Origin of the sequence: Microbacterium aurantiacum (assembly GCF_002872075.1) — a bacterium.
GTDB classification, from domain to species: domain Bacteria; phylum Actinomycetota; class Actinomycetes; order Actinomycetales; family Microbacteriaceae; genus Microbacterium; species Microbacterium aurantiacum_A.
Genome location: NZ_PGGU01000015.1, coordinates 1 through 20,097, shown reverse-complemented (window position 1 = coordinate 20,097; position 20,097 = coordinate 1). Strand labels below are relative to the sequence as shown.

The 20,097-nt window shown below is 66.7% G+C and carries 24 protein-coding genes; 6 read left to right on the top strand and 18 right to left on the bottom strand.

The window, feature by feature from the left end; genetic code table 11:
• Positions 1-33: 33 nt before the first annotated feature.
• Both CUR96_RS10290 and CUR96_RS10285 read right to left on the bottom strand, forming a co-directional pair.
• A complete protein-coding gene (locus CUR96_RS10290) occupies positions 34-1,335 on the bottom strand; it encodes a flavin monoamine oxidase family protein (RefSeq protein WP_102193228.1) in 1,302 nt (433 codons plus the stop codon).
• Positions 1,336-1,346: 11 nt separating this feature from the next.
• The gene (locus CUR96_RS10285; RefSeq protein WP_102193227.1) at positions 1,347-1,685 is read right to left on the bottom strand and encodes a cupin domain-containing protein; all 339 of its coding nucleotides are present in this window, start codon (positions 1,683-1,685) and stop codon (positions 1,347-1,349) included.
• 155 nt (positions 1,686-1,840) lie between these two features.
• Between CUR96_RS10285 and CUR96_RS10280 the strand changes: the two genes are divergently transcribed.
• The 3 genes from CUR96_RS10280 to CUR96_RS18595 all read left to right on the top strand — a co-directional run bounded on the left by CUR96_RS10280 (position 1,841) and on the right by CUR96_RS18595 (position 3,441).
• Entirely contained in the window at positions 1,841-2,383 is a 543-nt protein-coding gene (locus CUR96_RS10280; RefSeq protein WP_245861191.1) for a TetR/AcrR family transcriptional regulator, read from the top strand.
• A 421-nt stretch (positions 2,384-2,804) separates the two neighbouring features.
• Positions 2,805-3,239 (top strand): hypothetical protein, encoded by a 435-nt coding sequence (locus CUR96_RS10275; protein WP_180968996.1) that lies wholly within the window; start codon positions 2,805-2,807, stop codon positions 3,237-3,239.
• 31 nt (positions 3,240-3,270) lie between these two features.
• Complete coding sequence (locus CUR96_RS18595; RefSeq protein ID WP_180968995.1) at positions 3,271-3,441, top strand: hypothetical protein; 171 nt, start codon at positions 3,271-3,273, stop codon at positions 3,439-3,441.
• On the opposite strand, the gene CUR96_RS10270 is transcribed toward CUR96_RS18595, so the two are convergent.
• Positions 3,438-3,698: a hypothetical protein gene (locus CUR96_RS10270; protein WP_102193224.1), complete on the bottom strand. Its 261-nt coding sequence runs from the start codon at positions 3,696-3,698 to the stop codon at positions 3,438-3,440. The genes CUR96_RS18595 and CUR96_RS10270 overlap by 4 nt on opposite strands.
• A gap of 70 nt (positions 3,699-3,768) precedes the next feature.
• Here CUR96_RS10270 and CUR96_RS10265 point away from each other — a divergent pair, with 70 nt between their 5' ends.
• The 3 genes from CUR96_RS10265 to CUR96_RS10255 are packed head-to-tail and all read left to right on the top strand — an operon-like array spanning position 3,769 to position 5,089.
• Positions 3,769-4,101, top strand: a complete 333-nt coding sequence (locus tag CUR96_RS10265; protein ID WP_102193223.1) for a hypothetical protein — start codon at positions 3,769-3,771, stop codon at positions 4,099-4,101.
• A 10-nt stretch (positions 4,102-4,111) separates the two neighbouring features.
• Positions 4,112-4,807, top strand: coding sequence for an SOS response-associated peptidase (locus CUR96_RS10260; protein ID WP_102193222.1), 696 nt, complete (start codon positions 4,112-4,114; stop codon positions 4,805-4,807).
• A 9-nt stretch (positions 4,808-4,816) separates the two neighbouring features.
• Positions 4,817-5,089, top strand: coding sequence for a hypothetical protein (locus CUR96_RS10255; RefSeq protein WP_102193221.1), 273 nt, complete (start codon positions 4,817-4,819; stop codon positions 5,087-5,089).
• A 222-nt stretch (positions 5,090-5,311) separates the two neighbouring features.
• On the opposite strand, the gene CUR96_RS10250 is transcribed toward CUR96_RS10255, so the two are convergent.
• The 15 genes from CUR96_RS10250 to CUR96_RS10180 all read right to left on the bottom strand — a co-directional run bounded on the left by CUR96_RS10250 (position 5,312) and on the right by CUR96_RS10180 (position 20,034).
• Positions 5,312-5,647 carry a hypothetical protein gene (locus tag CUR96_RS10250; RefSeq protein ID WP_102193220.1) on the bottom strand — a complete coding sequence of 112 codons (336 nt, stop codon included), beginning with the start codon at positions 5,645-5,647 and terminating at the stop codon, positions 5,312-5,314.
• Positions 5,644-6,120 (bottom strand): hypothetical protein, encoded by a 477-nt coding sequence (locus CUR96_RS10245; protein WP_146008143.1) that lies wholly within the window; start codon positions 6,118-6,120, stop codon positions 5,644-5,646. The genes CUR96_RS10250 and CUR96_RS10245 overlap by 4 nt, the downstream gene beginning before the upstream one ends.
• Positions 6,121-6,127: 7 nt before the next feature.
• The gene (locus tag CUR96_RS10240) at positions 6,128-6,973 is read right to left on the bottom strand and encodes a hypothetical protein (RefSeq protein ID WP_102193218.1); all 846 of its coding nucleotides are present in this window, start codon (positions 6,971-6,973) and stop codon (positions 6,128-6,130) included.
• Positions 6,973-7,299 carry a hypothetical protein gene (locus CUR96_RS10235; RefSeq protein WP_102193217.1) on the bottom strand — a complete coding sequence of 109 codons (327 nt, stop codon included), beginning with the start codon at positions 7,297-7,299 and terminating at the stop codon, positions 6,973-6,975. The genes CUR96_RS10240 and CUR96_RS10235 overlap by 1 nt, the downstream gene beginning before the upstream one ends.
• A 13-nt stretch (positions 7,300-7,312) precedes the next feature.
• Positions 7,313-9,250, bottom strand: a complete 1,938-nt coding sequence (locus tag CUR96_RS10230) for a DUF859 family phage minor structural protein (RefSeq protein ID WP_102193216.1) — start codon at positions 9,248-9,250, stop codon at positions 7,313-7,315.
• Positions 9,251-9,317: 67 nt separating this feature from the next.
• Positions 9,318-11,963 carry a hypothetical protein gene (locus CUR96_RS10225; RefSeq protein ID WP_102193215.1) on the bottom strand — a complete coding sequence of 882 codons (2,646 nt, stop codon included), beginning with the start codon at positions 11,961-11,963 and terminating at the stop codon, positions 9,318-9,320.
• Between the two features lie 15 nt (positions 11,964-11,978).
• Positions 11,979-13,940, bottom strand: a complete 1,962-nt coding sequence (locus tag CUR96_RS10220; protein ID WP_102193214.1) for a hypothetical protein — start codon at positions 13,938-13,940, stop codon at positions 11,979-11,981.
• A 9-nt stretch (positions 13,941-13,949) separates the two neighbouring features.
• Positions 13,950-16,793, bottom strand: coding sequence for a phage tail tape measure protein (locus CUR96_RS10215; protein WP_102193213.1), 2,844 nt, complete (start codon positions 16,791-16,793; stop codon positions 13,950-13,952).
• The gene (locus CUR96_RS10210) at positions 16,771-17,031 is read right to left on the bottom strand and encodes a hypothetical protein (RefSeq protein ID WP_102193212.1); all 261 of its coding nucleotides are present in this window, start codon (positions 17,029-17,031) and stop codon (positions 16,771-16,773) included. Before CUR96_RS10210 ends, CUR96_RS10215 begins: the two co-directional genes overlap by 23 nt.
• 77 nt (positions 17,032-17,108) lie before the next feature.
• Complete coding sequence (locus tag CUR96_RS10205) at positions 17,109-17,543, bottom strand: DUF7426 family protein (protein ID WP_102193211.1); 435 nt, start codon at positions 17,541-17,543, stop codon at positions 17,109-17,111.
• 115 nt (positions 17,544-17,658) lie between these two features.
• Entirely contained in the window at positions 17,659-18,417 is a 759-nt protein-coding gene (locus tag CUR96_RS10200) for a phage tail tube protein (RefSeq protein WP_102193210.1), read from the bottom strand.
• Complete coding sequence (locus CUR96_RS10195; RefSeq protein ID WP_102193209.1) at positions 18,414-18,821, bottom strand: minor capsid protein; 408 nt, start codon at positions 18,819-18,821, stop codon at positions 18,414-18,416. Before CUR96_RS10195 ends, CUR96_RS10200 begins: the two co-directional genes overlap by 4 nt.
• Positions 18,818-19,132 carry an HK97 gp10 family phage protein gene (locus CUR96_RS10190; protein WP_102193208.1) on the bottom strand — a complete coding sequence of 105 codons (315 nt, stop codon included), beginning with the start codon at positions 19,130-19,132 and terminating at the stop codon, positions 18,818-18,820. Before CUR96_RS10190 ends, CUR96_RS10195 begins: the two co-directional genes overlap by 4 nt.
• A 12-nt stretch (positions 19,133-19,144) precedes the next feature.
• Entirely contained in the window at positions 19,145-19,468 is a 324-nt protein-coding gene (locus tag CUR96_RS10185; RefSeq protein WP_102193207.1) for a hypothetical protein, read from the bottom strand.
• On the bottom strand, positions 19,465-20,034 hold the full coding sequence (locus CUR96_RS10180) for a hypothetical protein (protein ID WP_102193206.1): 570 nt from the start codon (positions 20,032-20,034) through the stop codon (positions 19,465-19,467). The genes CUR96_RS10185 and CUR96_RS10180 overlap by 4 nt, the downstream gene beginning before the upstream one ends.
• Positions 20,035-20,097 lie beyond the last annotated feature (63 nt).

The following is a 20,097-nucleotide window of genomic DNA, read 5'->3' as shown; positions in this document are numbered from 1 at the left end:
ACCTTTGATCTCTAGAAGTTGGGTGTTGCCGAATCAGGCGGACACCAGGTGGGATGCCGTGAGAACCGCGTGAGCCGCCTTCAAGCCGCTCTCGATCGCTCCGTCGATGAAACCGCCCCATCCGTCGGCGATGTCTGATCCGGCGAGCCGAATCCGCCCGAGTGGCTGTTGAAGCGCTGGCAGAGAGGCGGAGAGATAACCGGTTCGGTGCATCGGCCAGGTCTCCTTGGAATATTCGTCTCCGACCCAGTCGTGGCCGACACTGGCGGTGACGCGCAGGTCCGGCACAAGGCGCTTCAGCACGCGCTGGACCGCCTCCGGGTCGTTGGGGTCGAGGGCTGAGGAGTCGGGGCCGAACCCGATGACGTAGGTGAGCCCGTCACGGACATACTCTGATTGAAAGAAGTTCAGCGGCCAGTCCGAGCTGCCGAGCGCAACGAATGGACGATGCTCCCCCTCGACCGTGAACCACGCCTTGACTCCGAGACCGAGCTGGCCACGGTCGGCTGCCATGCTCACCGGTTCGGGGAGAGCCGGCTCGAAGTGGATACGCGTCAGAGTCTGCAACGGCACCGTGAGGATCACATCCCGCGCCGAGTACTCCGTCCCGTCGGCCGTGGTCACGACAGCGGATGATCGTTCCTGCGTGATCTCGCGTACGTCGGCGCCGAAGACGAAGTCCGCAGGAGTGTCCTGGAGGATCGCTTCGGCGAGAGCGCGTGTGCCGCCTGCGATCTTGTATGTCGCGCACGCTTCGAAGTTGACCTTCCAGTCGCCGTTGGTCAGTGACACCCACCGGAGCGCCTGCGTGAAGGCGGCATCTGCGATATTCCCATTGAAGTTGAGCGTCCAGAAGGACTCGAGCAGTGCGCGTCGCTCCGCGCTGATCGGTAGTGCCGCGATCTCGTCGGCGAGCGAGCGGGAGTCGACCTCCTTGAGGGATGTACTCAAGGGGCGAAAGGGCTGGGGGAAGACTTCTCGTGAGCGGGAGGTGAGGACCTGGTTGGGCTCGTCGAGCAATTCGAGCAGCTCGTCTGCCGAGCCTGCGACGAGCTTGGAGCCGTCCCACCAGTAGGCGTTCTCGGGCACGGGGCTCGGGGCGAGGCCGATGCCGTAGCGGCTCAGCTCTGCCCAGACATGGGGCTGTGTCCAGTGCACCCACGTTCCACCGAGTTCCAGCTCCATTCCGAGCCGGCGGTCGAGCCAGGTGCGACCACCGATGCGATCCCGCGCTTCCAGGACCAGCACCGATTGCCCGGCGCGGGACAACTCACGGGCCGCGGTGAGGCCTGCGAAACCTGCCCCTACCACGATGGTGTCGTATGACTGTGCCATGTCGCTGTCGCTCAGGAGTAGACGAAGAACTCGACAGTTGGCTCGAGCACGGTCCACGTCGCCGATACGCCCTTGTTCATCGACGCGGATCCACCGGCCGTGACCTCGAATGCTTCCGAGCCCTCCGGCTCGATCCGCACTCGCCCTTCGACGATGTAGATGGTCTCATCGGCGTGGGCCTCCACCACCATCGGACCAGGCGTCTGCTCCGGTGTGATGAACCAGTAGCCGGCGGCGAGCTCTTCACGTCCGCCGTCCCCGGGACGGCGCATCCACTGCACCTCGCCGACTTCGAAGGGCTCACTCTTCGTGCGGTCCTGCGTATCGGCGGTAATGAATTGATCAGGCATGTGTGTCCTCCTCGACGATCCTCGCGCTTCTCTGCGCATTGCCCAGACTAAGCAATTGCTTAGTTAACCGCAAGAGGGTATTTGTAGGGTTTAGTGGAGGTATGGCTCGACAGGTTCCCTACGGCAGCGGTCGCGATCTCCTGGTGGCGACGACGGTGGCCATCGTCGCCGAGAAAGGCCTCCGCGGGATGACGTTTCGTGCCGTCGCCGACCGGGCCGGCGTCAACAACTCGCTGATCGCTCACCACTTCGGAAACAGAGAATCGTTGCTCGCGGCCGCCCTCGATTGGAGCGTCGAGAGCTCGATCGACACCACCGGCCTGCTCGATCTCGCCACGAGCAGCACCTTCGCTGACGGCTTGCTCGACTCCGTCGCCGAACGGCCCGAGCTGCAAGCCTTCCAATACGAGATGATTCTCGAATCGCGGAGAAATCCTCGATATCAGCCCTACGTCAGCCGCCTCTACACCCGGTACCACGAGGTCGTAGCCGTGAGCCTGAAGCACCACGGCATCGACGATCCATCAGGTGCACTCGCCAGATCCGCTTTCGCGACTCTGGATGGAATCGTCCTCCAGTTCATGGCCGGGGTAGACGCAGAGCTATTGCGAGCGGCTTTGCAGCGGCTGTGGGAGGGGTTGCTCGGCACCAGGGATGCCACTGCTACCGAAGCCGCGGGCGGGAGTATCAAAGAGTGATACGACTGCAGAAAGCCAACGGGTATCCCTGGTCGTCTCTGTCCTCCTCTGTCATTTCGAAGAGGGCACGAAAGAGGCCCGGACCCGCGAGATTTCGCAGATCCGGGCCTCTGACCAGCTGTTTCGCTGGAACCTCAGAGAGAAGCTCTCAGAAGTCCCAGTCGTCGTCCTCGGTGGCCTCGGCCTTGCCGATGACATAGGACGAACCCGACCCGGAGAAGAAGTCGTGGTTCGCGGCATACCCCCGAAAGAAGTCAGGCAACCGCGAGATTCCGGCACGGTGACCGACCTTCACTCACCGTGAACCACCCTCATATGCGGCCGACTGTGGGCAAAACGTGGGCAGAGCGCGCAGCCAGGTCGCTAGCTCCACGGCTCGAACTGCCGTCCGCCAACTCCGCTCCCTCGATATCCTGACGGCATGAATTCTCGACCGTATCTGCCGATTGTTGCCGTGCTCGCGCTGATGCTTGCCGGATGCAGCAACTCGTCCGCCACTCCCTCCTCTGGCGAAACCGCGACTGCGACGGACACTCCCGAAAGCTCGACGGTGACGCTCGAAGAACTCCAGACGAAGTACGTCGACGCAGGCGGGGACTGCGACCGCATGACGGTTCGCGCTGACTCCGCAGTATCCGAAGAGGCGGGTGACTGTGACGGCGGCGCGCTCCTTACGACCTATCGGTCCGATGCTCAACGCGACAGCGCGATCCTCGTGTTGAAAGGACTGCAGGACAGCAACCCCTCCCCGCACGTGATCGCGGTGGGGCCGGACTGGATCGTCAACGGCGCCGACGCCGGCTCATTCGCTGCTGCGATGGGTGGCGAACCTCTCCAAATCGGAACGCCGAGATAGGTAGTCCTGGACTCGGCGTACCCTGTCACGCATGGACCCGCTTGACGACGATGCCATCGCGCAGCCGCGGTGCCCGAATGACGGCACGATCATGCGCACGATCCCGGAGGGGTGGGAGTGCGGTGAGTGCCGTCACTTCGAGCCAGTCGCGGCCGGCCCCCTGCCACCAGAGTTCGACGGCCCGAGCATCCAGGGCGGCTAGTCGTAGGCGCGGTGCACGTGCCAGCCGTCTTCACCCTTGTAGACGTCGAAGACGAGGGACAGGCCAGCGTCGTCAGTTCCCTGGAACCGCCATCCGTACATACCGTGGCTGTGCTCCAGTGGGACCGACCAGAGGGAGTGGCGCAGCCGCGTCGGAATGTCGGTGACGCGCCACCGCTTCCCCGCGTAGACCATGCGGGACGGGATGTCCTTGACCAGCCATAGGGTTACGGCTTGTTCGATAAATGTCGCGCTCATGGGTTAAGAGAATAGAACACATGTTCTATCCTTGCTACCCTGGGATTGGCCGGAGGAGGGACCACCGGCGATGGGAAGACCGAGCGAACGACTGCAGATCGCGTACGACCGTAGGTCACAGGAGAAGTCGATCCTCACGGCTGCGAAGCATGGTCCGCTGCAGTCCCTCACAGACCGGGAGCTCGCGCTGTCGGAGCAGCCGGTCACTGTCTACCCGCATGCGCTGCAGCGCCGCGTGAAGGCGTGGGTGCGCTTCGGGCCGGAGTCGGTTCGCGTGGACGCCAAGCTGATGCGCTCCACGCCCCTCGCCGCCGGGATCGAGTTCCATGCCGAGGAGCAAATCTTCCGCTGCTGGGTATGGGGTAACGCGATCGTCCTCGACGACGTCGACCGGCAGGCGTAGGGTCGCTGGCATGTGCGGTCGATTCGCGAACGATGCCAAGACGGACGAGATGATCCGGGAGTACGTCGCCGAGGGCGGCAAGCCTGAGGACTGGTGGAAGTCCTGGGCCGGTGCGTACTCGATCGCGCCGACGATGGAAGCCCCGATCGTCCGCGACCGTGGCGAGGGCCGCATCCTCGAACTCGTTCGCTGGGATTGGCAGAAGCCCGCGAACCGGCCCAAGGGCGCGCCAATCATCAACGCGCGGATGGAGAAGCTCGCGACCGGGTTCTGGGCGCCGGCGTTCTCCGCCGCCCGGTGCGTCGTCCCGATGCGCGGCTATTTCGAATGGACAGGCGAGAAGGGTGACAAGACGCCGCACTTCCTCCACGGCGACGGCCTGCTCTCGGCCGCTGGGCTCACCTGGTCGATGGAACTCGCGAACGGCGAGCGGTCTCGCTGCTTCGTTGTCATCACTCGTGAGGCGCGCGACGCCAGCGGCGAGGTGCACGACCGGATGCCGGCGTTCCTGACGCCCGACACGCTGGATGCCTGGCTGAGTCCGGAGAAGGTCACCGGGGACGCGAAGACAGAGCTGCTCGCGATGCTCGACCACACGTCCGCCGACGTCGCCACCACCATCACCGAGCACATCGTGGATCGGAAGGTCAACAACTCCCGCACCGCGGATGCCGCCGACGCGTCGCTGATCGAACCCGCGGCCTAGGCTGGTCTGATGCTCGTCGCACTCGTCCGCCCCCGTGAATCCTGCACTGTCACCGTGGAAGGCAAGAATGTCACCGACCTTCGGGGCGAGCTCGCCGCGCAGGTGCCCGCCGGATGGGAACTCGTCTCGGCTCACGCGACCATGAAGGCCGGTGGCATTCGCACCGTCGAGGGAAGGTACGAGCGTCGTGACGGCACCCAGGAGATCGAAGCCGACGACATGACCGCGCTCGAGGCGAAGGTCCCAGACGGCTGGCAGATGCTCTCGGTGCGGAGCACCTGAGCGTAGACTGTCTCACCCGCGTGGGGGACCCAACTGAATATGGAAGAGGACGACATGGGCCGTAACTCAGAACTGGCGCTCGAGAACGAGATCGCAGACGACGAAGCCGCCGGATACGAAGAGCACCTGCAACTCGCTGACGATCCCACTTGATCGCTGAACGACAAAAGACCCCCACCCAGCCTGAAGGCTAGGTGGGGGCCTTTCGTCGTCTTTGCGACGTCAGCGAATGTCTCGGCGCAGCGTCTCGCCGGATGTGAAGTGTCGTTCGACGGCGGATGCGGTGGGCTTGGTGATCAGCGCGTAGGAGGCCTGAACGACGACGACCGCGAGCAGCACGAGCACAGGCCATTCCGGGAGCGCGTCGCCGGTGTAGAGGTAGTAGAACGCCAGCACGAGGACGGCGAGGACGACCGCGACGGCGATCGCGAGAGCCTTCTTCTGCCAGGGCTTCGCGATGAACAGCAGGACGCCGTTGAGCGCGCCGATCACGTACGGTGCGAAGAGCGCCAGGAGCATGAGCACGCCGGCGGGGATGATGGGGAGTTCGATGTTCACGGTTTCTCCTTGATTCGGTTTTCGATGGATTCGAAGCGGTTGTTGTTGGCGCTGCGGTCGATGCGGATCTCCTCACGGATGCCACCGATGTCCCTGCCGAGGGTGGCGAATCGACCGGCGAAGTCGTTCTGCAGGCCATCGAGCCATGCCTTCGTCTCGGCGTGCCGGGAGTCGTTCGCTTCCTCGATGGTGCTGACCTTCCGCTCGGTGCGGTTCGTGGAGTCACGCATCGACCCGCCGGAGTTGGGGCGCGTCTCGTGCTTCACCTCGGCGGTGGTCTTCAACAGCAGAGTGAGGATCGTGCCGACGACGCCGAGGAGCGCGATCAGGACGTTCGAGGTCTCCGCGTCAAGCAGTGCTTCACCCTGCTCGTCTCGAAGTCCGGACGCCCAGATCACCGCCGCCCCGGTGACGACGGCGCCGACCGAGATGATCAACCACGTCGGGACGGGGCGGCGGTGTCGTTGTGTCATCGCCGTGTCAGAAGTTGCGCCACGCGAGCGCGGCGTCGATCTCGGACTGCGCCATGACGACCACCTCGGCGGCCTGCCGCTGCAGCGCGGCAAGGTCGCGGACGTTCGTCAGCGGCCAGGCGCGGCCACCGAGCGCGCCATAGCGCGACGCTCCCCCCTCGGCAGGTGCGAGGATGCGCAGCGGCTCTCGGCCGGTGTCGTAGAGGCCGGCGGGCACGGTGCCGTAGTGGCCGACGAGGTAGTTCAGCTTGTCCTCGCTGATGCCCCAGGTTGCGGCGCCGGTCGCCTGGTGGATGCCGGTCCACTCGTCGGGGTCGTCGAGCAGAGTGAGCGCGCCGCCGAGGCGGCCCTGGATTGCGATGGTGCCGCCGGGGGTGCGGTATGCAGCTTCGGTCATGGTGTTCCTCTTCCTTCGTGGTTTCGGTGCGGGTGTGGCGGTGGCGGGCGCGGCGGCCCAGGGCTCCCAGTCGATGAGGTGCCAGGGCTCCCAGTCGAAGACGTCCGGCTCGAAGCCGTGCTTGCGGGCGTAGTGGTAGAACAGGGCGCGGCCCAGCCGCCCCCAGTTGCCAATGTCGACCGCCATCGCGTCGCGGCCGTTGTACTCTCCGCCGTGCGACGAGGAGCCCGGGTACGCGGCGTTGCCGTCAGGCTCGTCTCGGTACGCCTCTTCCTGCTTCTCGAACCAGCGGTATCCGTTCGCGCCGGGACTGATCTCGAGCCAGACGCCTTCGTTCTCCCACACGTCGGCACGCATCGCGATGAACTTCGCAGCGGTCCCCGGCGTCAGGTAGTGCTCGCCGCCGAGGTGCACGAGCACATCGAACGGGATGCGGCCGTTCTCATAGCGAGCCATCAGGATGCCTCGGCAGTCTGCACGGCGGTGATCGCCGTCGTGAGGTTCGCGTCCGTCACTGCGGAGAGGTTCGCACCGGGGCGGGCCGGGGTCGCCGCGAGGTGCGCGTCACGGACCTCGTCTGCGTATGCGTGCACGTCGGAGACGGTCTTGTCGTCGCCTGCACCTTCGCCGCCGACTTCGACGACGACGCTGACGAGTCGCCCCATGCGCGCCTGCACCCATGCGGATGCGTTCTCAACGTTGGCCTGCTCGGCGGCGGCGACGAACCGGTCGAGCAGGTCCGGGTCGTTGCGCGCGTTGATGTGCTGATTCGTTGTCGCCATGATGAGGTGCCTCCTACTGGGCCTTGATGATGTGGTTGACGGTGAGGAACGGCTGCAGGTTGTTGTGCGGGAGGCCGCCACCGGTGCTGCCGATCAGCCCGCCGTACGCGGCGTGCGACGGCGTGTTCGTGCCGAAGTACAGCGAGGACGTGACGCCGCCCGGGTAGGCGTTGATGTCGGCTCGTGTCGAGTGGCTGTGCGAGGGGATCTCGTCGATCGTCAGCAGGTGCGTCTTCGTGCCGCCCGTCTTCCCGAGCGCGTTGAACTCCGCCTGCGTGCCGTCAAATCCAACCGGCGCGCGCCCGCGGAAGTCGGGCACGTTGAAGGTGCTCGAGCCGTTGCCGACGCCGTACGCGGTGCCGATCACCGCGAACAGTGCGGCGTAGGTCGTACGCGACACGGCCGCGCCATCGCAGAGCAGCCAGCCCGCCGGCGCGGTAGCGCCGGCGAACGCGGTGAGGATGCCGACTGGCTCGACACGCGCCGCACCCTGGTAGACCTCTGGAGCGGTCATGCGTTCGTCGCTGTCGAGCGTGCCGTACACGCGTGCCGGCCCCTGGATCTGGGAGGCAGGTCCGGAGTCCTCGACCATCTTCCCGAACGCCTGCTTCGTCGGCGTCGCATCCAGCACAGCGCCGGCGGTTGGGGCGAGGTAGTAGTCCTCGGACTTCTGCAGCTTGTCGGCCGCTTCGACCTTGACGTCCCACGCCTTCGTCGTCAGGAAGATCCCGCCGCCAGTGATGACCACCGAGGAGTTGTACGTCAGGCCGGTGGCGATGACGTTGCGGGCTGTCCACGGGCCGGTGCCACGCTCGCGGGTGTGAACGCGCACGGTCAGCGCGTTCTTCTCCGTGCCGACGACAAGCGAGGACACCGAGGCGTTGAGCGTGATCTTCAGGTAGACGCCGTTGACGTCGGCGACGCCGGCGGCGGTGCACCGCTCGGCGGTGAACGTGTTGATCTGCGGGACGCTGTACGGCAGCACCGCGACAGTCCCGGATGCCGTGCCGGTGCGACCACGAGAGTCGACCACGGCTGCGGCGACCGCGCGAGTTCCGGAGATCGGGAGCGGCATCGCCGTTCCGGAGGTCACAGTGGTCCCGTCGACGGTGACCTGCGAGGACGCGATCGTCGAGCCCTGCACGCCGGCGGCCGTGACGGTGGCCTTGAGTCGCGACTGGCCCTGGACATACCCGCCGATCAGCGAGGTGGTGTCGGGGTTGTCGTCGAGAGCGTTGATCGCGGAGATCGTGGGAACGATGCCCGGACCTGCGCGCAGCGTGAACGCGGTCTCCTTCGACCCGATGACGGTCGTGCCGTTCTTCGTGACGACGGTGATCTTGCCGGTGCCCTCGACGGCGTTCGGGATCTGGGCGAGCAGGGTGAGCGGCGGTGTCCAGGCGGCGGAGACCCCGGCGCCGGTGGCGATGGTGCCGGTCTGGGTGCCGAACTGGAACGTCACGTCGTGAGTGAACATGCTCGACGCGCGCGGCAGGCTGATCGTCTTCGCCGTGCCGGCGTCGAACGTGCCGCCGCCGGAGAAGCTTCCAGTCGTGGCACGCGGGATGGTCGGCAGGCCGATGTCGAAGAACCCGGAGTCGCCGACGCCCGGGTACGAGACGGCCATGACCACGCGGGCGGGGCCGCGTGTACCGTCGGCGTTGTGGCCGATGTGCACGCGCCCGCCTACACGCCAGCGGAGTTGCCCGTTCTGATAGCCCGAAGGCATGAACGGTTGAGCCTGCCGCCACGCGAAGGTGCCAACGCCTTCGACATACCCGTGATGGACGCCGTCGCCGCCGTCATAGGAGGACGTGTTGCCGGTGTTCACTGCCCGAACGAAGCAGTCGACCATCGAGTAATTGCCGTCGATGGACATGCCGACGTAGTCCGCCTCGAGGACGAACTGCGTCGATGGGGAGGTCTTGTTCCAGACGATCCGATCCGTCACGGGGAAACCTCCGGGTATGCGGAGAGGCCACCCCGCGGCGTGCGGGGTGGCCTCTCGGGGTGATTGGTTACAGGCGCTGCCAGGTGGTGCGGCCACCGCCCTCGGTGATGACCGTCTGACCGACGACGACCTGCGATGCCTTCAGCTTCGGTACGACCATCTGGTTCTCGTCCCACCACGTCTGCGCGACACCGTTCCGCCGGAACGAGGCATCCGTGTTCGACAGATGCAACGCGACCGGGGAACCCGGCCGCGAGATTCGCACGTCCGTCGGAGTGATCGTCAGAGCCAACGACAGATTGTCGACGCCGGCCTGCGCCGCGGCCGCTGCAGCTTGAGCCGCCGCGGCCGCGATGCCCGCCGAGGACGCACCGTTCTGCGCCGCTTCCGTCGCCGCCTGATTGGCCGCGAGTTGCGCGGCCTGCGCGTCAAGCTCGGCCTGCTGAGAGGTGATCGACTCGGCGGCGGCATCCGCTCGACCGGCGAGCAGGTTGATGGACGCGTTGCCGTTCAGGCTCAGCGAGTCACCGAATGCCGGTTCGACATGGTTCACGCTGAGCGTTCCCGCGGTGACGTGGTTTCCGGTGATCGAGTCAGCTTCGATGTCGGGACCGGTGACCCCGGTGACGACGATCGATGCGGCCGCTGATGTCCCGCCGGGGCGGCCGAGCGTGTCGAGGGATCGGAGGCGTACCCAGACTGTGGCGCCTAGGGTCGACTTGACTCCGCGCACGTCCGCGCCGGTCAACGACGAACCCACCTGGGTCCACGGGCCGGTTTCCGCCGGCGCCGTGTCGACGACGACCGATCCGAATCCGGCGGGCGGCGCAGTGGTGCCGAGCAGTCCGTTCCAGCGGGCCTGCACCGTGTTGAGTCCAGTGGTGAGGATCGGGACGGATGGGGCCGCGAGAGTACCCGCGGGGTTCGCACCGGTGACGTTCAGCGCGACGGACGGATCGCCCCAGACGTCGAGCGTCGTGCGCGCCTGCGCCGTGACCGACACCAGCCTGCCGGACGGAATCGTGAACGTCGCCGAGGGACCCGTGACGCGCTGCGCCTCCTGCCCTACCCGGAAGGTGTACTCCGCGACGTCGACCGGCACGTTATCCAGGGACATCGTGACCGGTGTCCAAGTCACGGTGACGGTCGCCACCGCCCGACCGTCCGGGAGGAACGCGCCCACGTTCGACGCGACGGCCAGACCGACCGGCGGCTTCGGGATGATCGACGACGGGACGGTCGGGGTGACGGAGATCTCCGCGGACCAGTCGCCCCATACTCGGGCGACGGAGCGAGCTCGGACCGCGACGTACCGAGCGACACCCGGCTCCCAGTCAGTGAGCGCAGCGGTGATGCCCGCTGTGAACGTGTCCGTCTGCAGCACTCCGGACGCGGTGCGCGAGGCCACCTCGTATTCGGCGATGTCAAGTGCCGATCCGTCCGTGGACGTCGCGACTGCGCCCCACCCGATCTGCACCGTGGAGACTGCGGAACCGTCGGGCCGCCACGACCCGACGTTCGAGTCGACGTGCAGCCCCGTGGGGACGGCGGGCTCGCTCGGCGCGGGGCCGGGGTTCGAGGGGATCGTTGAACCGGATCCGCCGATGATCATCCCGGAGCCGACGGAGCCGACTCGCTTCGCGATCTTCGCCTGCAGCCCGACGAGCTTCGACCCGACGATGACTCGGCAGGTCACGGCGTCGCCGCGCTTGGACACCTGCATGCCTATGACGCGCTGCGGCTGTCGACCGGTCTTGCGGCGTGCGGTGATCAGATCGCCGATCGTGAAGTCGTCCCACGGGACCGGGCCGCCGGCGTCCGGGGTCCAGTCGTAGGAGAGTTCGAGCTTCTTGGCCCGGTTCGCGTCCATCACCGGCTGCGCCTGACGCACGGCCGTCGGGTGATCCTTCACGCCCGACAGCGACATCGACGTTTCCAGGTTCCCGAACCGGGTGTCAGCGCCGACATTCGTCGTGTGCGTCGCCGCGGTCTGATCGGGCAGCAGTACCAGGGTGGAGAAGGTGCCATTGAAGTCGGTCTTCGCGGGCGCGGCGGTGAAGCCGGGACCGCCGAGGACGATCGATTCAGTCCTGTCGACTCCGGATCCGACGCGGGCGAGGCGCAGCGTCGTTCCCTCGGACCACCATTCGAAATGCCCCTGTTCCGTCCAGGACTGCACCAGGGCTGAGAGTGGTTTCCAGAAGTCGACGGTCATCTTGATCTGATCGGTGGCCTGCCATGACTGCCCGAGCGAATCGGCGGTGTCCGTGAAGTCCGTCGTCACGGTCGGACCCCAGCCGCGACCCTTTGCCTCAGCGATGAACCCGCGAATCAGCTTCCCGGGGGTCGCGTCGTAGTCGCACCGGTGCCCGTCCTTCGTGGTCGCGTTCCACCAGTGCAGCGCCTGCGACAGCAGCCAGCCGACGTAGGACTGAGCAGTGAACCGCATCACGTCGTTCTGATCAGCCGCGTCCTCCGCGTCTTCGAGCACCACGAACAGGTCGTTGCGGGGACGCTTCCACGTCTTGCCGCCGGTGTTGTATTCGAGGCCGACGACGAACGGCGCTTCCAGCCGGCCGGCCACCTTCGCTGTGGTGGTGAAGGTGAGCCGACCGGTGGCAGACTCGGCGTCCGTCGGCAGGATCTCCGACGTGGGGAGAACACGCCCCTTGACGCCGGCGGGAGTGTATTCACGCAACCGGATATCGAACACGCGAACCTCCGTGGGTTAGAGCAGGTACGCGGCTCTCCCGCGCACAGCAACCGACGCCCCGCTGCGGGACGTCGTGGTGACCGTGACCTGACCGAACCGGGTCGATGGATCACCAGGCGTCAGGACCGGCGTGATCTCGAAAACGCCACGCGGCCCGCCGAAGTCGACCAGCCCAGAGACGTCCGTGCCGCCGGTCCAGGTGTCCGACGTCGTGATGAACGCCCGCCCTGTGGCGCACTCGAACCGCACCCACTGGCCAGCGGTCACGGTCGGCAGCGACGCCCATGCACCAGACGAGTCGACGATCTGAATCCCGCCGGCGGCGCCCTGCACGCGGATCACCGCGTCGGCGACCGGCGCCGAGAGTCCGCCGTTGATCGACGAGCGATCCCAGGCCGCAGAGGCTGATCCGTCCGGTGTGGCATCCCACAGGTACACCCGGGACGATGACGCCGGGGTGCTTCCGTTGAATGCGGGACCGGTGTAGTTGCCTTCGACGATCGCGAGGTCATCCCACCACATGTCGGTGGAGAGGGAACCGTTGTAGAAGATGACAGCGGTAGACGCCGCGGTGGCGGTCACCACGATCCTCAGGTCGTGCACTCCCACGGCGTTCGGTGCGGTTGCGAAGTTGTTCACGTCAAAGCCGGTGTAGAACCGGCGTGCGTTGCCGTGCAGGGTTCCGGATTGGATCGCTGCGAGGCGAGCCTTCACCATGAGCGTGTACGTCTTCCCCGTCGTGAGGCCAGCGGCCACGAGTTGGCCATAGCTGCCCGCGTTGTCACCCTTGGGGACGACCCTGAGGGACTTCGCCCGGTCAGACGACCACGCGCCGGACTGAACCGGGAATGCCGTCGCGATCCCGCCCGAGAGTGCCGCAGGCGCCACGCCAGATAGCGTGCTGGTGGACGAGTTGGCTGTCGCGGTGAAGGCGGTGACGAGGTCGGGGTCAGGTGCAGCCGTGGACGGGTAGGCGACCCCTCCCGCGATTGTGGCCTTCGGTGGCACGGTCCCCACCAGCGAGGTAACTCCGGTGATGTAGGCGATATCCGATGCACCGGCGTTGCCCGAGACCTTGGAGACGTACGCGCCCATGTAAGAGTTCGCTGCCGACGTTCCAGTGACCCACACCCATGTGCTGCCCGGGAGCGGGGTCCGAACCGTTTCTGAGGACGAACCGAGCCACGCCTCATATCCACCCGCGGGCACGTAGAACCACGCACCGGCGACGCTGGCTGGACCGACGTTCCCGTTGCCATCGATGTCGTACATGTTCATGATGAAGGGGTTGTTCTGAGCGCCGTTGAAAGCAGATGCGGCGCGAGTCGTGATGCCCTGCGGGTTAGTGGAAGCGCCCACGGTCTGACGGGTGACCGTCCAAACCGCGACGTTGTTGGAGCGGAATCCAGCAGCCCCCGCAGGGGCTGCGTTCGGATTCAGCGCCAGGTTGGTCGCATGCACAAGCGCCGCGCCAGGAGCCTCGAAGGAGGGGTTGACCGCCTCGTTCCGCGCGACCGGCACCGCCCCCGGCATCGGAGCCATCCCGAACAGCCGCACGGGAATAGACGCACTCGTCAGAGCTCCGGTCGTGGTCGATTCCGTCTTGTCCCGCCAGAACACGGAGGGCAGGCGGATCAGGAACGTCGCGTCCACGACCGCATCGGCGGGACCGTGACCGGTCGGCGTGTGGCTGAGGGTCTCGTACGAAACCTCGCGCCCAGTGTTGGCGGTCACCGCGAGAACGCCGCCGGCGGCGAAGACGGCGATGAGCGTCTCGAGGTTCGCGCGTGGAGTCTGCACGATAAACCGAAGCGAGACCGGGCCGGTGGTGGCAGGAAGCCCCGCCACCACCCCGTCCCGGCCCGCTCGCTCCATCGACGCGCGATCGAACGTGAACGACGACAGCGGCTCAGTCGGCGCCCGAAGGATCCAGCCGAACACCGGGTTATCCAGAGGGACGCCGTTCACCGAGTACACATCGGCCTCCTACACATCGATTCCAAGGATCTGCGCGGCTTCCCACGCATCGGACTTCGGATCGCTTGAATCCGGGTGGTTGATCGCGACGTTCGGCCGGCTGAGGTTGGCACGCAACGCGCGGATCTCGTTGACGACCGCCTGCAGGTCGACAACCGTTCCGGCTCCGCTGATTCCGCCGGCAGCCATCGGAGTAACGCCCATGCGCCGCATGGTCTCGCCGAGGATCGCCATCGAACGAGGCGATCCATCGAGCGGGATGAACGCCTCTGGAACGTCACTGCGATCACCGACCACACGCCAGGTGTTCGCCGGCACCATCTGCGCGATCGACTGCATCGGAGTCAGACCGCCCTCGGCCATGAACTCGAGCACCGACCCCTGAGCCTGGGCGGTCACGGCGCGGCCGCCGGGGAGCTTGAACCCCGAGCCGTCGGCAAACACCTTCACCCAGATCTGTCGACCGCTGTTCGTGGTGATGAGCCGGTCGACCGTGGACGATGCCGGCGACGCGTCGGCGTAGATCACCGCGCTGCCATCGGGCAGAGTGATGATCCGGTTGCCGAGGTTGTCGACCTTCCACGTCTCCGCGTCAGCGTTCGAACTGTAGAACGTCGACGCCTCCTCGGGAGTCTGCAGCACGGTGTCGATGAGCGCTTGAGCTTCCTCGCGCGTCATCCCCATCGCGGTCAATTGACCCATCAGAGCATCCCGCGTCGCGGCATAGCGCCCTTGCAGGTTCTCTTGAGACTCCCCCGCCGCCACGGCCGCTTCGTACTCGATGCGCAGAGCTTCCGCCGAGGCATCGAGTTGCGCCTTGAGTTCGCCGCTCGCTCGCACCGAACCGTCTTGCGCGGTCGTGAACTCTCCCATCAGGGATGCTCCGTCGCTGGCGGCGGTGCCGACCTTGGACACCGCGTCCGCGGTGCGCAGGGCGGCGTCGTTGACGTAGCCGAGTGCGACGAGCGGGTCGGTGAAGTCGTTGAACTGGCCGCGCATCTCTTCCAGCTTGACCACCGCGGCATCGGTCGTGCTCTCGAAACCGCGCATCCCGTCGGCCAGGTCGTCGAGTTCCTTCGGCCGACCTTCGCCACCGTTGAAGAAATCGATGAGGCTTGCCACGCCATCGACCATCTCCGCGAGCGGCCCCGACACGAACGACCCGAAGGACTCCGTAGCGGAGATGCCGAAGTCGATCGCTCCGTTCAGCAGGTCTTGGAAGAACTGAAGGATCGGCCCGCGGTTCTGTGATACCCAATCGGCGAAATCGCCCAGAGGCTCGGCGAACACGGAGGCGAGGGCTCCCTTGATTCCATCGGCGGCGACTTCGATGTTCCGCTGTGCCTGCTCGATCTTCGACGCGTCGTTGCCCGCGAGGGTGTCGAACATCCGCTGCGCGGATCCGGCGACGCCATCAAGTTGAGCGACGGCCGTAGTCAGATCCATTGCAAACAGCGCCTCGCCGAGGTCTTCCGCCTGCGTGCCGAACAGACCCACGGCGGCTGCGTTGCGGAGCACCGGGTCTTCGGTCTCGCGGAGCTTGGTCAGCACCTGAGCGAGTCCGTCGCGGGCCTCCTGGCCGCCTCGGGCGATCTTCGCCGTCATCTCCTCGGCGTTCAACCCAAGGTTGGTGAACGACTCTGCCGACAGCACGGACGCGTCCGTGGCGCGGATCTGGAACTCCTTCAGCGCATCCGCGGCGAGATCGCTGTTCCGCGCTCCGGCCCGCATGCCCTGATTGATCAGGCCGAGTGCTTCCTCGCCGGAGAGTCCGAGGCGCTTGAACAGCGATGGGTACTCGGTGAGGGTGTCGAGCAGATCCTCGTTACGGTTCATGCCGTTGCGGGCGCCGGCGGCGATCAGGTCGAACGCTTCTTGTGCGTTCTTCGCGAGTCCGTTGCTGAGCAGTTGCGTGACCGCCTGCGCGGTGGGGCGCACGTCCTCGCTGAGGACGTCGGCGATTCCCGCGAGCCCTTGCACGACCTGCTGCGCGTCGCGCGTTGTTGCAGACGGGTCCAGGATGCGGAACTGCAAGGCGAGCCGGGTCGCGTCCATGTTGGATTCGATCGACTCGCCGAAGTTGTTCGCGTACGCCTCGCCCGATGCGCGACCGAGACGGAGAGCGTCGGCTTCGCTGATACCGGTGAGCCCCTGCAGCCGGTCGGTGCGCTGCTCGACGGCGAGGCCGTCCTGCATGGCGCCGATCACGGCCTTGCCGATCGCGTAGCCGGCGATCACGATGCCGCCGGCGATGGGGATCGCGGACAGGGCGTCGACGAGGGTCGACTCGATCTCGCCGCCGACGACCTGGCCGACCTTCTCGCCGGCGCCACGGGTGGCGGCGTCGAGTCCCTGGCCGAGCGAGCGACCGCCTTCCGCGCCGGCCTCCTCGGTCTTGCGCTTGAACAGGCTGAGGAATCGCTTCAGTCCGGTCTCTGCCGGCTCGGCGTCGACCTCTACGTCCACGGCGTTGCGGGCCTGCTTCAGGCCGTCGAGCATCCGCTCGATGCGCTGGATCGATGCCTCGGCGCGCTTCACGTCGGCGGTGACGTCGAGTCCACCCTCTGCGCGGATGTGGAGGTCTTCGAGCTTGTCGACGGCGCGCTCGAGGTTCTTCTCGGCGCGGGAGACGTCGGCGTCGAGCTTGAGGACGGCCCGCTCAGAGACGAGTTTCTTGACCGCCTTCTCGACGCGGTCCATGTCACCGAGAACGCCCTTGGCGTCAGAGCCGAGCTTGAGCGGGTTCGCCTCGATCTTCTTGCCGATGGCGACGACCTGCTTCTCGGCCTTCTCCACACGGTCGACGTTGGCGGTGAACAGTACCTCGAGGTCAGCGACGGTCAGCTTGTTCATCGGTGTCCCTTCGCAGTGCGGCGCGGAGCCGGGTGTCGGAGTCGATGAGTGAGAAGATCAGCGTCCGGACTCCCGGCCACGGGCGGGCGCGAACGTCGGCGGCGTACAGGTCGACGCCGCGCTCCATGAGCTCGGCGACGACGATGCGCCAGTGGTTCACGATCGCCAGCCATGAGGTATCGATCGGTGTGCCGGTGACGGCCGGGGCGACTTTGGCGGGGCGGAGCCGGGTCGGCACCTTCGCATAGTCGGGATACCAACCGTCGGCGTCGGGCTCACCACCTCGGCCGTACGGCGCCCAGTCCTCGGCCGTCTCTAGTCTTTTGGGGCGGTCTCTCCCGCCTCGCCTTCGTTGCCCTGCTCGCGGCCCCAGAGGAGGACGGCGAGACCGTCGGCCCAGTCGCGGCCGCGGGTCCAGTAGAAGACGCTGTAATAGGCGGCGCGCCCGATCGTGTCGGGGTGGACGCCGGCGTCCACCATCTCCTGATAGGTGGAGCCGAGGGCGGGGTGCTCATCGGGCGAGATCGAGTCGAGGATCTCCTGCACGCCAGCGGGGATCGGTCCTTTGACGATGCCGAGCTTGACCTCTCCGCGCACTGCGCAGGCGAGGAGCTTGCTCACGTCGCCGACGCTGGGCGGCTGGATCACGAAGACGCGCGGCTCGCCGTCTCGGGTGGGAAGCGGCGGCAGGGTCAGCGCGGGGATCGCCCAGTCGGCGAAGTCGGTCGCGGTCGCGGTCGCGGAGGTCATGCGGAGACCTTTCGTCGTGGGTGGTCAGAGGTGGACGCGTCGCGTCCAGCTGACGGACACATCGGTGGAACCAGAGGCCCGGGCGCGTGAGCGCACCCGGGCCTCCGGGTCGAGGTCAGGCGCCGCGCGTGTATGCGAAGGCCACCGAGGTGCCGACAGGGGTGATGACGGTCACGTTGACGCTGCCCGCGGTCCCGGCGGGGACGGTGGCGACGATCATGGTCGCCGAGACGACGGTGAACGCGGTCGCCGACACCGCGGCGAACTTCACGTCGGTCGCGCCGAGGAAGCCGACACCGGTGAGGGTGATCATCTTCGTCGCAATCTGACCGGCCGGAGAGATCGAGGAGATCGCCGGCGTGGGGTTGTCGTTCCACCCGGTGAACGGGTTGGGGATGGGCGTGTACTCGCCCTTGCCCGTGAGGGACACCGAGAACACATCGATCTCGGCGTTGCCGGTGTTCTGCCGGCTGGACTCGACGGTCACCGACGCGCGGCCGGCATCCGTCGGGTGCGGGGTGCCGGAGTCCGGCTTGTGGTAGAACCGGATGTCGAGGATCGCCTGCTCGCCCTTGCGGCGCGATGCGTTGACGATCGCCTCCACCTCGGGAAGGTACAGGCCCGAGGTGAGGGACCGGTTCGCCTGGACGGTGAATGCCCCGGCGAAGCCGCGACCAGAGACGCCCTCGCTCGGTGCACCGCGGTCGTCGTACGTGCCGTCGTCCTGCGTGACCTTCGGGAAGGTCGGCGCCCACCCGGAGATGCGGCGGACCGGCTGCCAGGTCGGCGACGCGAACGTGCCGATGTTGATGTCGATGCCGTACTCGAAGCTCTGCCCGAGCGTCGTACCGGCGGGAAGTGGCTGTGTGCTCATTGCAGAGCCTCCTTGTTGTCGAGGGTGATGGTGTAGTTCTCCGACCGCTGCTCGCGGCCGTTGTCGTCGGACCCTTGGTCCGACATGGATTCGCGGCGGATGCCGAGGATCCCTCCCTCGCGGGAGAGCTTGTCGAAGCGCGCGAACACGTCGTCCGCGATGCGGTCGGCGCTGTCGCGTTCACCGCGCGCGCCTCGCACCCAGATCTGCGCCTTGCGTCGGGTGAGATCGCGGGTGTCGCTCGAGCCGTAGAGGCGGACGCCGACAGCGCGATCGGGGGTTTCCTCGATGCGGCCGTAGAACACACCGACGACGTCGGCGGTGTACGGGTCGGTGCTCCATTCGAAGCCGTCGATGCTGCCGAGGATCTCGCACAGGGTTGTCTTCAGAGTTGCGTCACTCACCCGAGTGCCTCCCGTACTGCTTCGGCCACTGCGGCGCCGATGTCGATCTCGTCGGAGGCCCGCTCGAGGAACTTCGCGCTCCCGCCGTCGTCGTGCTCCCAGTCGAGGTGCTCGTGCTGGAACACGGCGTGCGGGGCGGTGTATCGGACGGTCACGCTGAGGTCGTCGACGACGACCTTCCCGGACTTGATCAGGTCACGGTCATCGACCGGGGCGAGTTCGTTCGAGCGCTTCAGCAGTTCCCGGCCGGTCTTGCGCATCGCGTCCTGCGCCGCCTTCTCGACGATCGTGAGAATCGGCTTCAGGTTCACGATCGCCTCCGATCAGGTGAGGAACAGGGTTCGGGATTGCGGGAGCCGGTTGTGCCGGAAGACGCTGATCTTCACGACCTTCGCCTGCCGCTCCCCCGGTTCGCCTTTCCAGACGGTGACGAGGGAGCCGAGCGGAATGATCTCCTCGACGTTCGTGGAGACCTGCGTGTTGGAGACGACCTCGGTCCCGACGTCGTCGATGACCACGAGGCGTTCGTCGACGACCCAGACGTCTGCGACCTCGCGCGGGTCGGCGTGCCGCTGCCCCATGCCGCCGGCGCCGGTCAGGTCGCGGACGGTGACGGTGTGCGGAGTGAAGCTCTGCCGAAGTCTCATCGGCTTGCCCTCAGTCGGTGTTCGTCGATGCGGGTGAACTCGTCGTCGACGAACATGGCGCCGGCGGCAAGCCCGCCGGCAGACATCCGGGAGTAGACGATCGATTGCCCGATCGCGGTCTCGGAGGCGATGCCTCCGGCCGGGGCGAGGACGCCGCGGGCGACAGCGGCGGCGATGGCTTGAGCGATGCCGCCGGGGCAGGTGTCGTAGCCGTGGTTGATGGTGGCGACGATGAGTCGGCGGCCGCGCGGCCAGCGGCGGCCGATGCGTTCGATGACGCCGTTCTCGTCCCAGTCGAAGTCGGTGCCGGCGGTGAGGGGTTCGCCGTTCTCGGTGAGGGTGGCGACGCTGTTCACATGCAGGCTCGGCAGGAACAGCAGACGTCCGCCTCGCGATGACAGGGTGAACGTCTCGTCGGCAGGCTTGGCGACTCGCCATCCGCAGCGGTCGCGGACGGCCTCGGTTGCCTGGACGGCGACGGCGGCGGCCTGTGCCGCGGAGAGCGGCTCGTTCGTGACTGCCTGCACCTCCTGATCGGTGAGCAGCAGGTCGGAGGTCTCAGGCATCGGTCGCTCCCGTCGTTGAAAGTGTGAGGGGGTGGCGGCGGCCGGTGGTACCGGCCGCCGCCG

Excerpts from the sequence above, each read along its gene's own strand:
- CUR96_RS10290 (WP_102193228.1), bottom strand. The coding sequence starts at position 1,335 with ATGGCACAGTCATACGACACCATCGTGGTAGGGGCAGGTTTCGCAGGC.
- CUR96_RS10285 (WP_102193227.1), bottom strand. The coding sequence starts at position 1,685 with ATGCCTGATCAATTCATTACCGCCGATACGCAGGACCGCACGAAGAGT.
- CUR96_RS10275 (WP_180968996.1), top strand. The coding sequence starts at position 2,805 with ATGAATTCTCGACCGTATCTGCCGATTGTTGCCGTGCTCGCGCTGATG.
- CUR96_RS18595 (WP_180968995.1), top strand. The coding sequence starts at position 3,271 with ATGGACCCGCTTGACGACGATGCCATCGCGCAGCCGCGGTGCCCGAAT.
- CUR96_RS10270 (WP_102193224.1), bottom strand. The coding sequence starts at position 3,698 with ATGAGCGCGACATTTATCGAACAAGCCGTAACCCTATGGCTGGTCAAG.
- CUR96_RS10265 (WP_102193223.1), top strand. The coding sequence starts at position 3,769 with ATGGGAAGACCGAGCGAACGACTGCAGATCGCGTACGACCGTAGGTCA.
- CUR96_RS10260 (WP_102193222.1), top strand. The coding sequence starts at position 4,112 with ATGTGCGGTCGATTCGCGAACGATGCCAAGACGGACGAGATGATCCGG.
- CUR96_RS10255 (WP_102193221.1), top strand. The coding sequence starts at position 4,817 with ATGCTCGTCGCACTCGTCCGCCCCCGTGAATCCTGCACTGTCACCGTG.
- CUR96_RS10245 (WP_146008143.1), bottom strand. The coding sequence starts at position 6,120 with ATGACACAACGACACCGCCGCCCCGTCCCGACGTGGTTGATCATCTCG.
- CUR96_RS10240 (WP_102193218.1), bottom strand. The coding sequence starts at position 6,973 with ATGGCTCGCTATGAGAACGGCCGCATCCCGTTCGATGTGCTCGTGCAC.
- CUR96_RS10235 (WP_102193217.1), bottom strand. The coding sequence starts at position 7,299 with ATGGCGACAACGAATCAGCACATCAACGCGCGCAACGACCCGGACCTG.
- CUR96_RS10215 (WP_102193213.1), bottom strand. The coding sequence starts at position 16,793 with ATGAACAAGCTGACCGTCGCTGACCTCGAGGTACTGTTCACCGCCAAC.
- CUR96_RS10205 (WP_102193211.1), bottom strand. The coding sequence starts at position 17,543 with ATGACCTCCGCGACCGCGACCGCGACCGACTTCGCCGACTGGGCGATC.
- CUR96_RS10200 (WP_102193210.1), bottom strand. The coding sequence starts at position 18,417 with ATGAGCACACAGCCACTTCCCGCCGGTACGACGCTCGGGCAGAGCTTC.
- CUR96_RS10185 (WP_102193207.1), bottom strand. The coding sequence starts at position 19,468 with ATGAGACTTCGGCAGAGCTTCACTCCGCACACCGTCACCGTCCGCGAC.
- CUR96_RS10180 (WP_102193206.1), bottom strand. The coding sequence starts at position 20,034 with ATGCCTGAGACCTCCGACCTGCTGCTCACCGATCAGGAGGTGCAGGCA.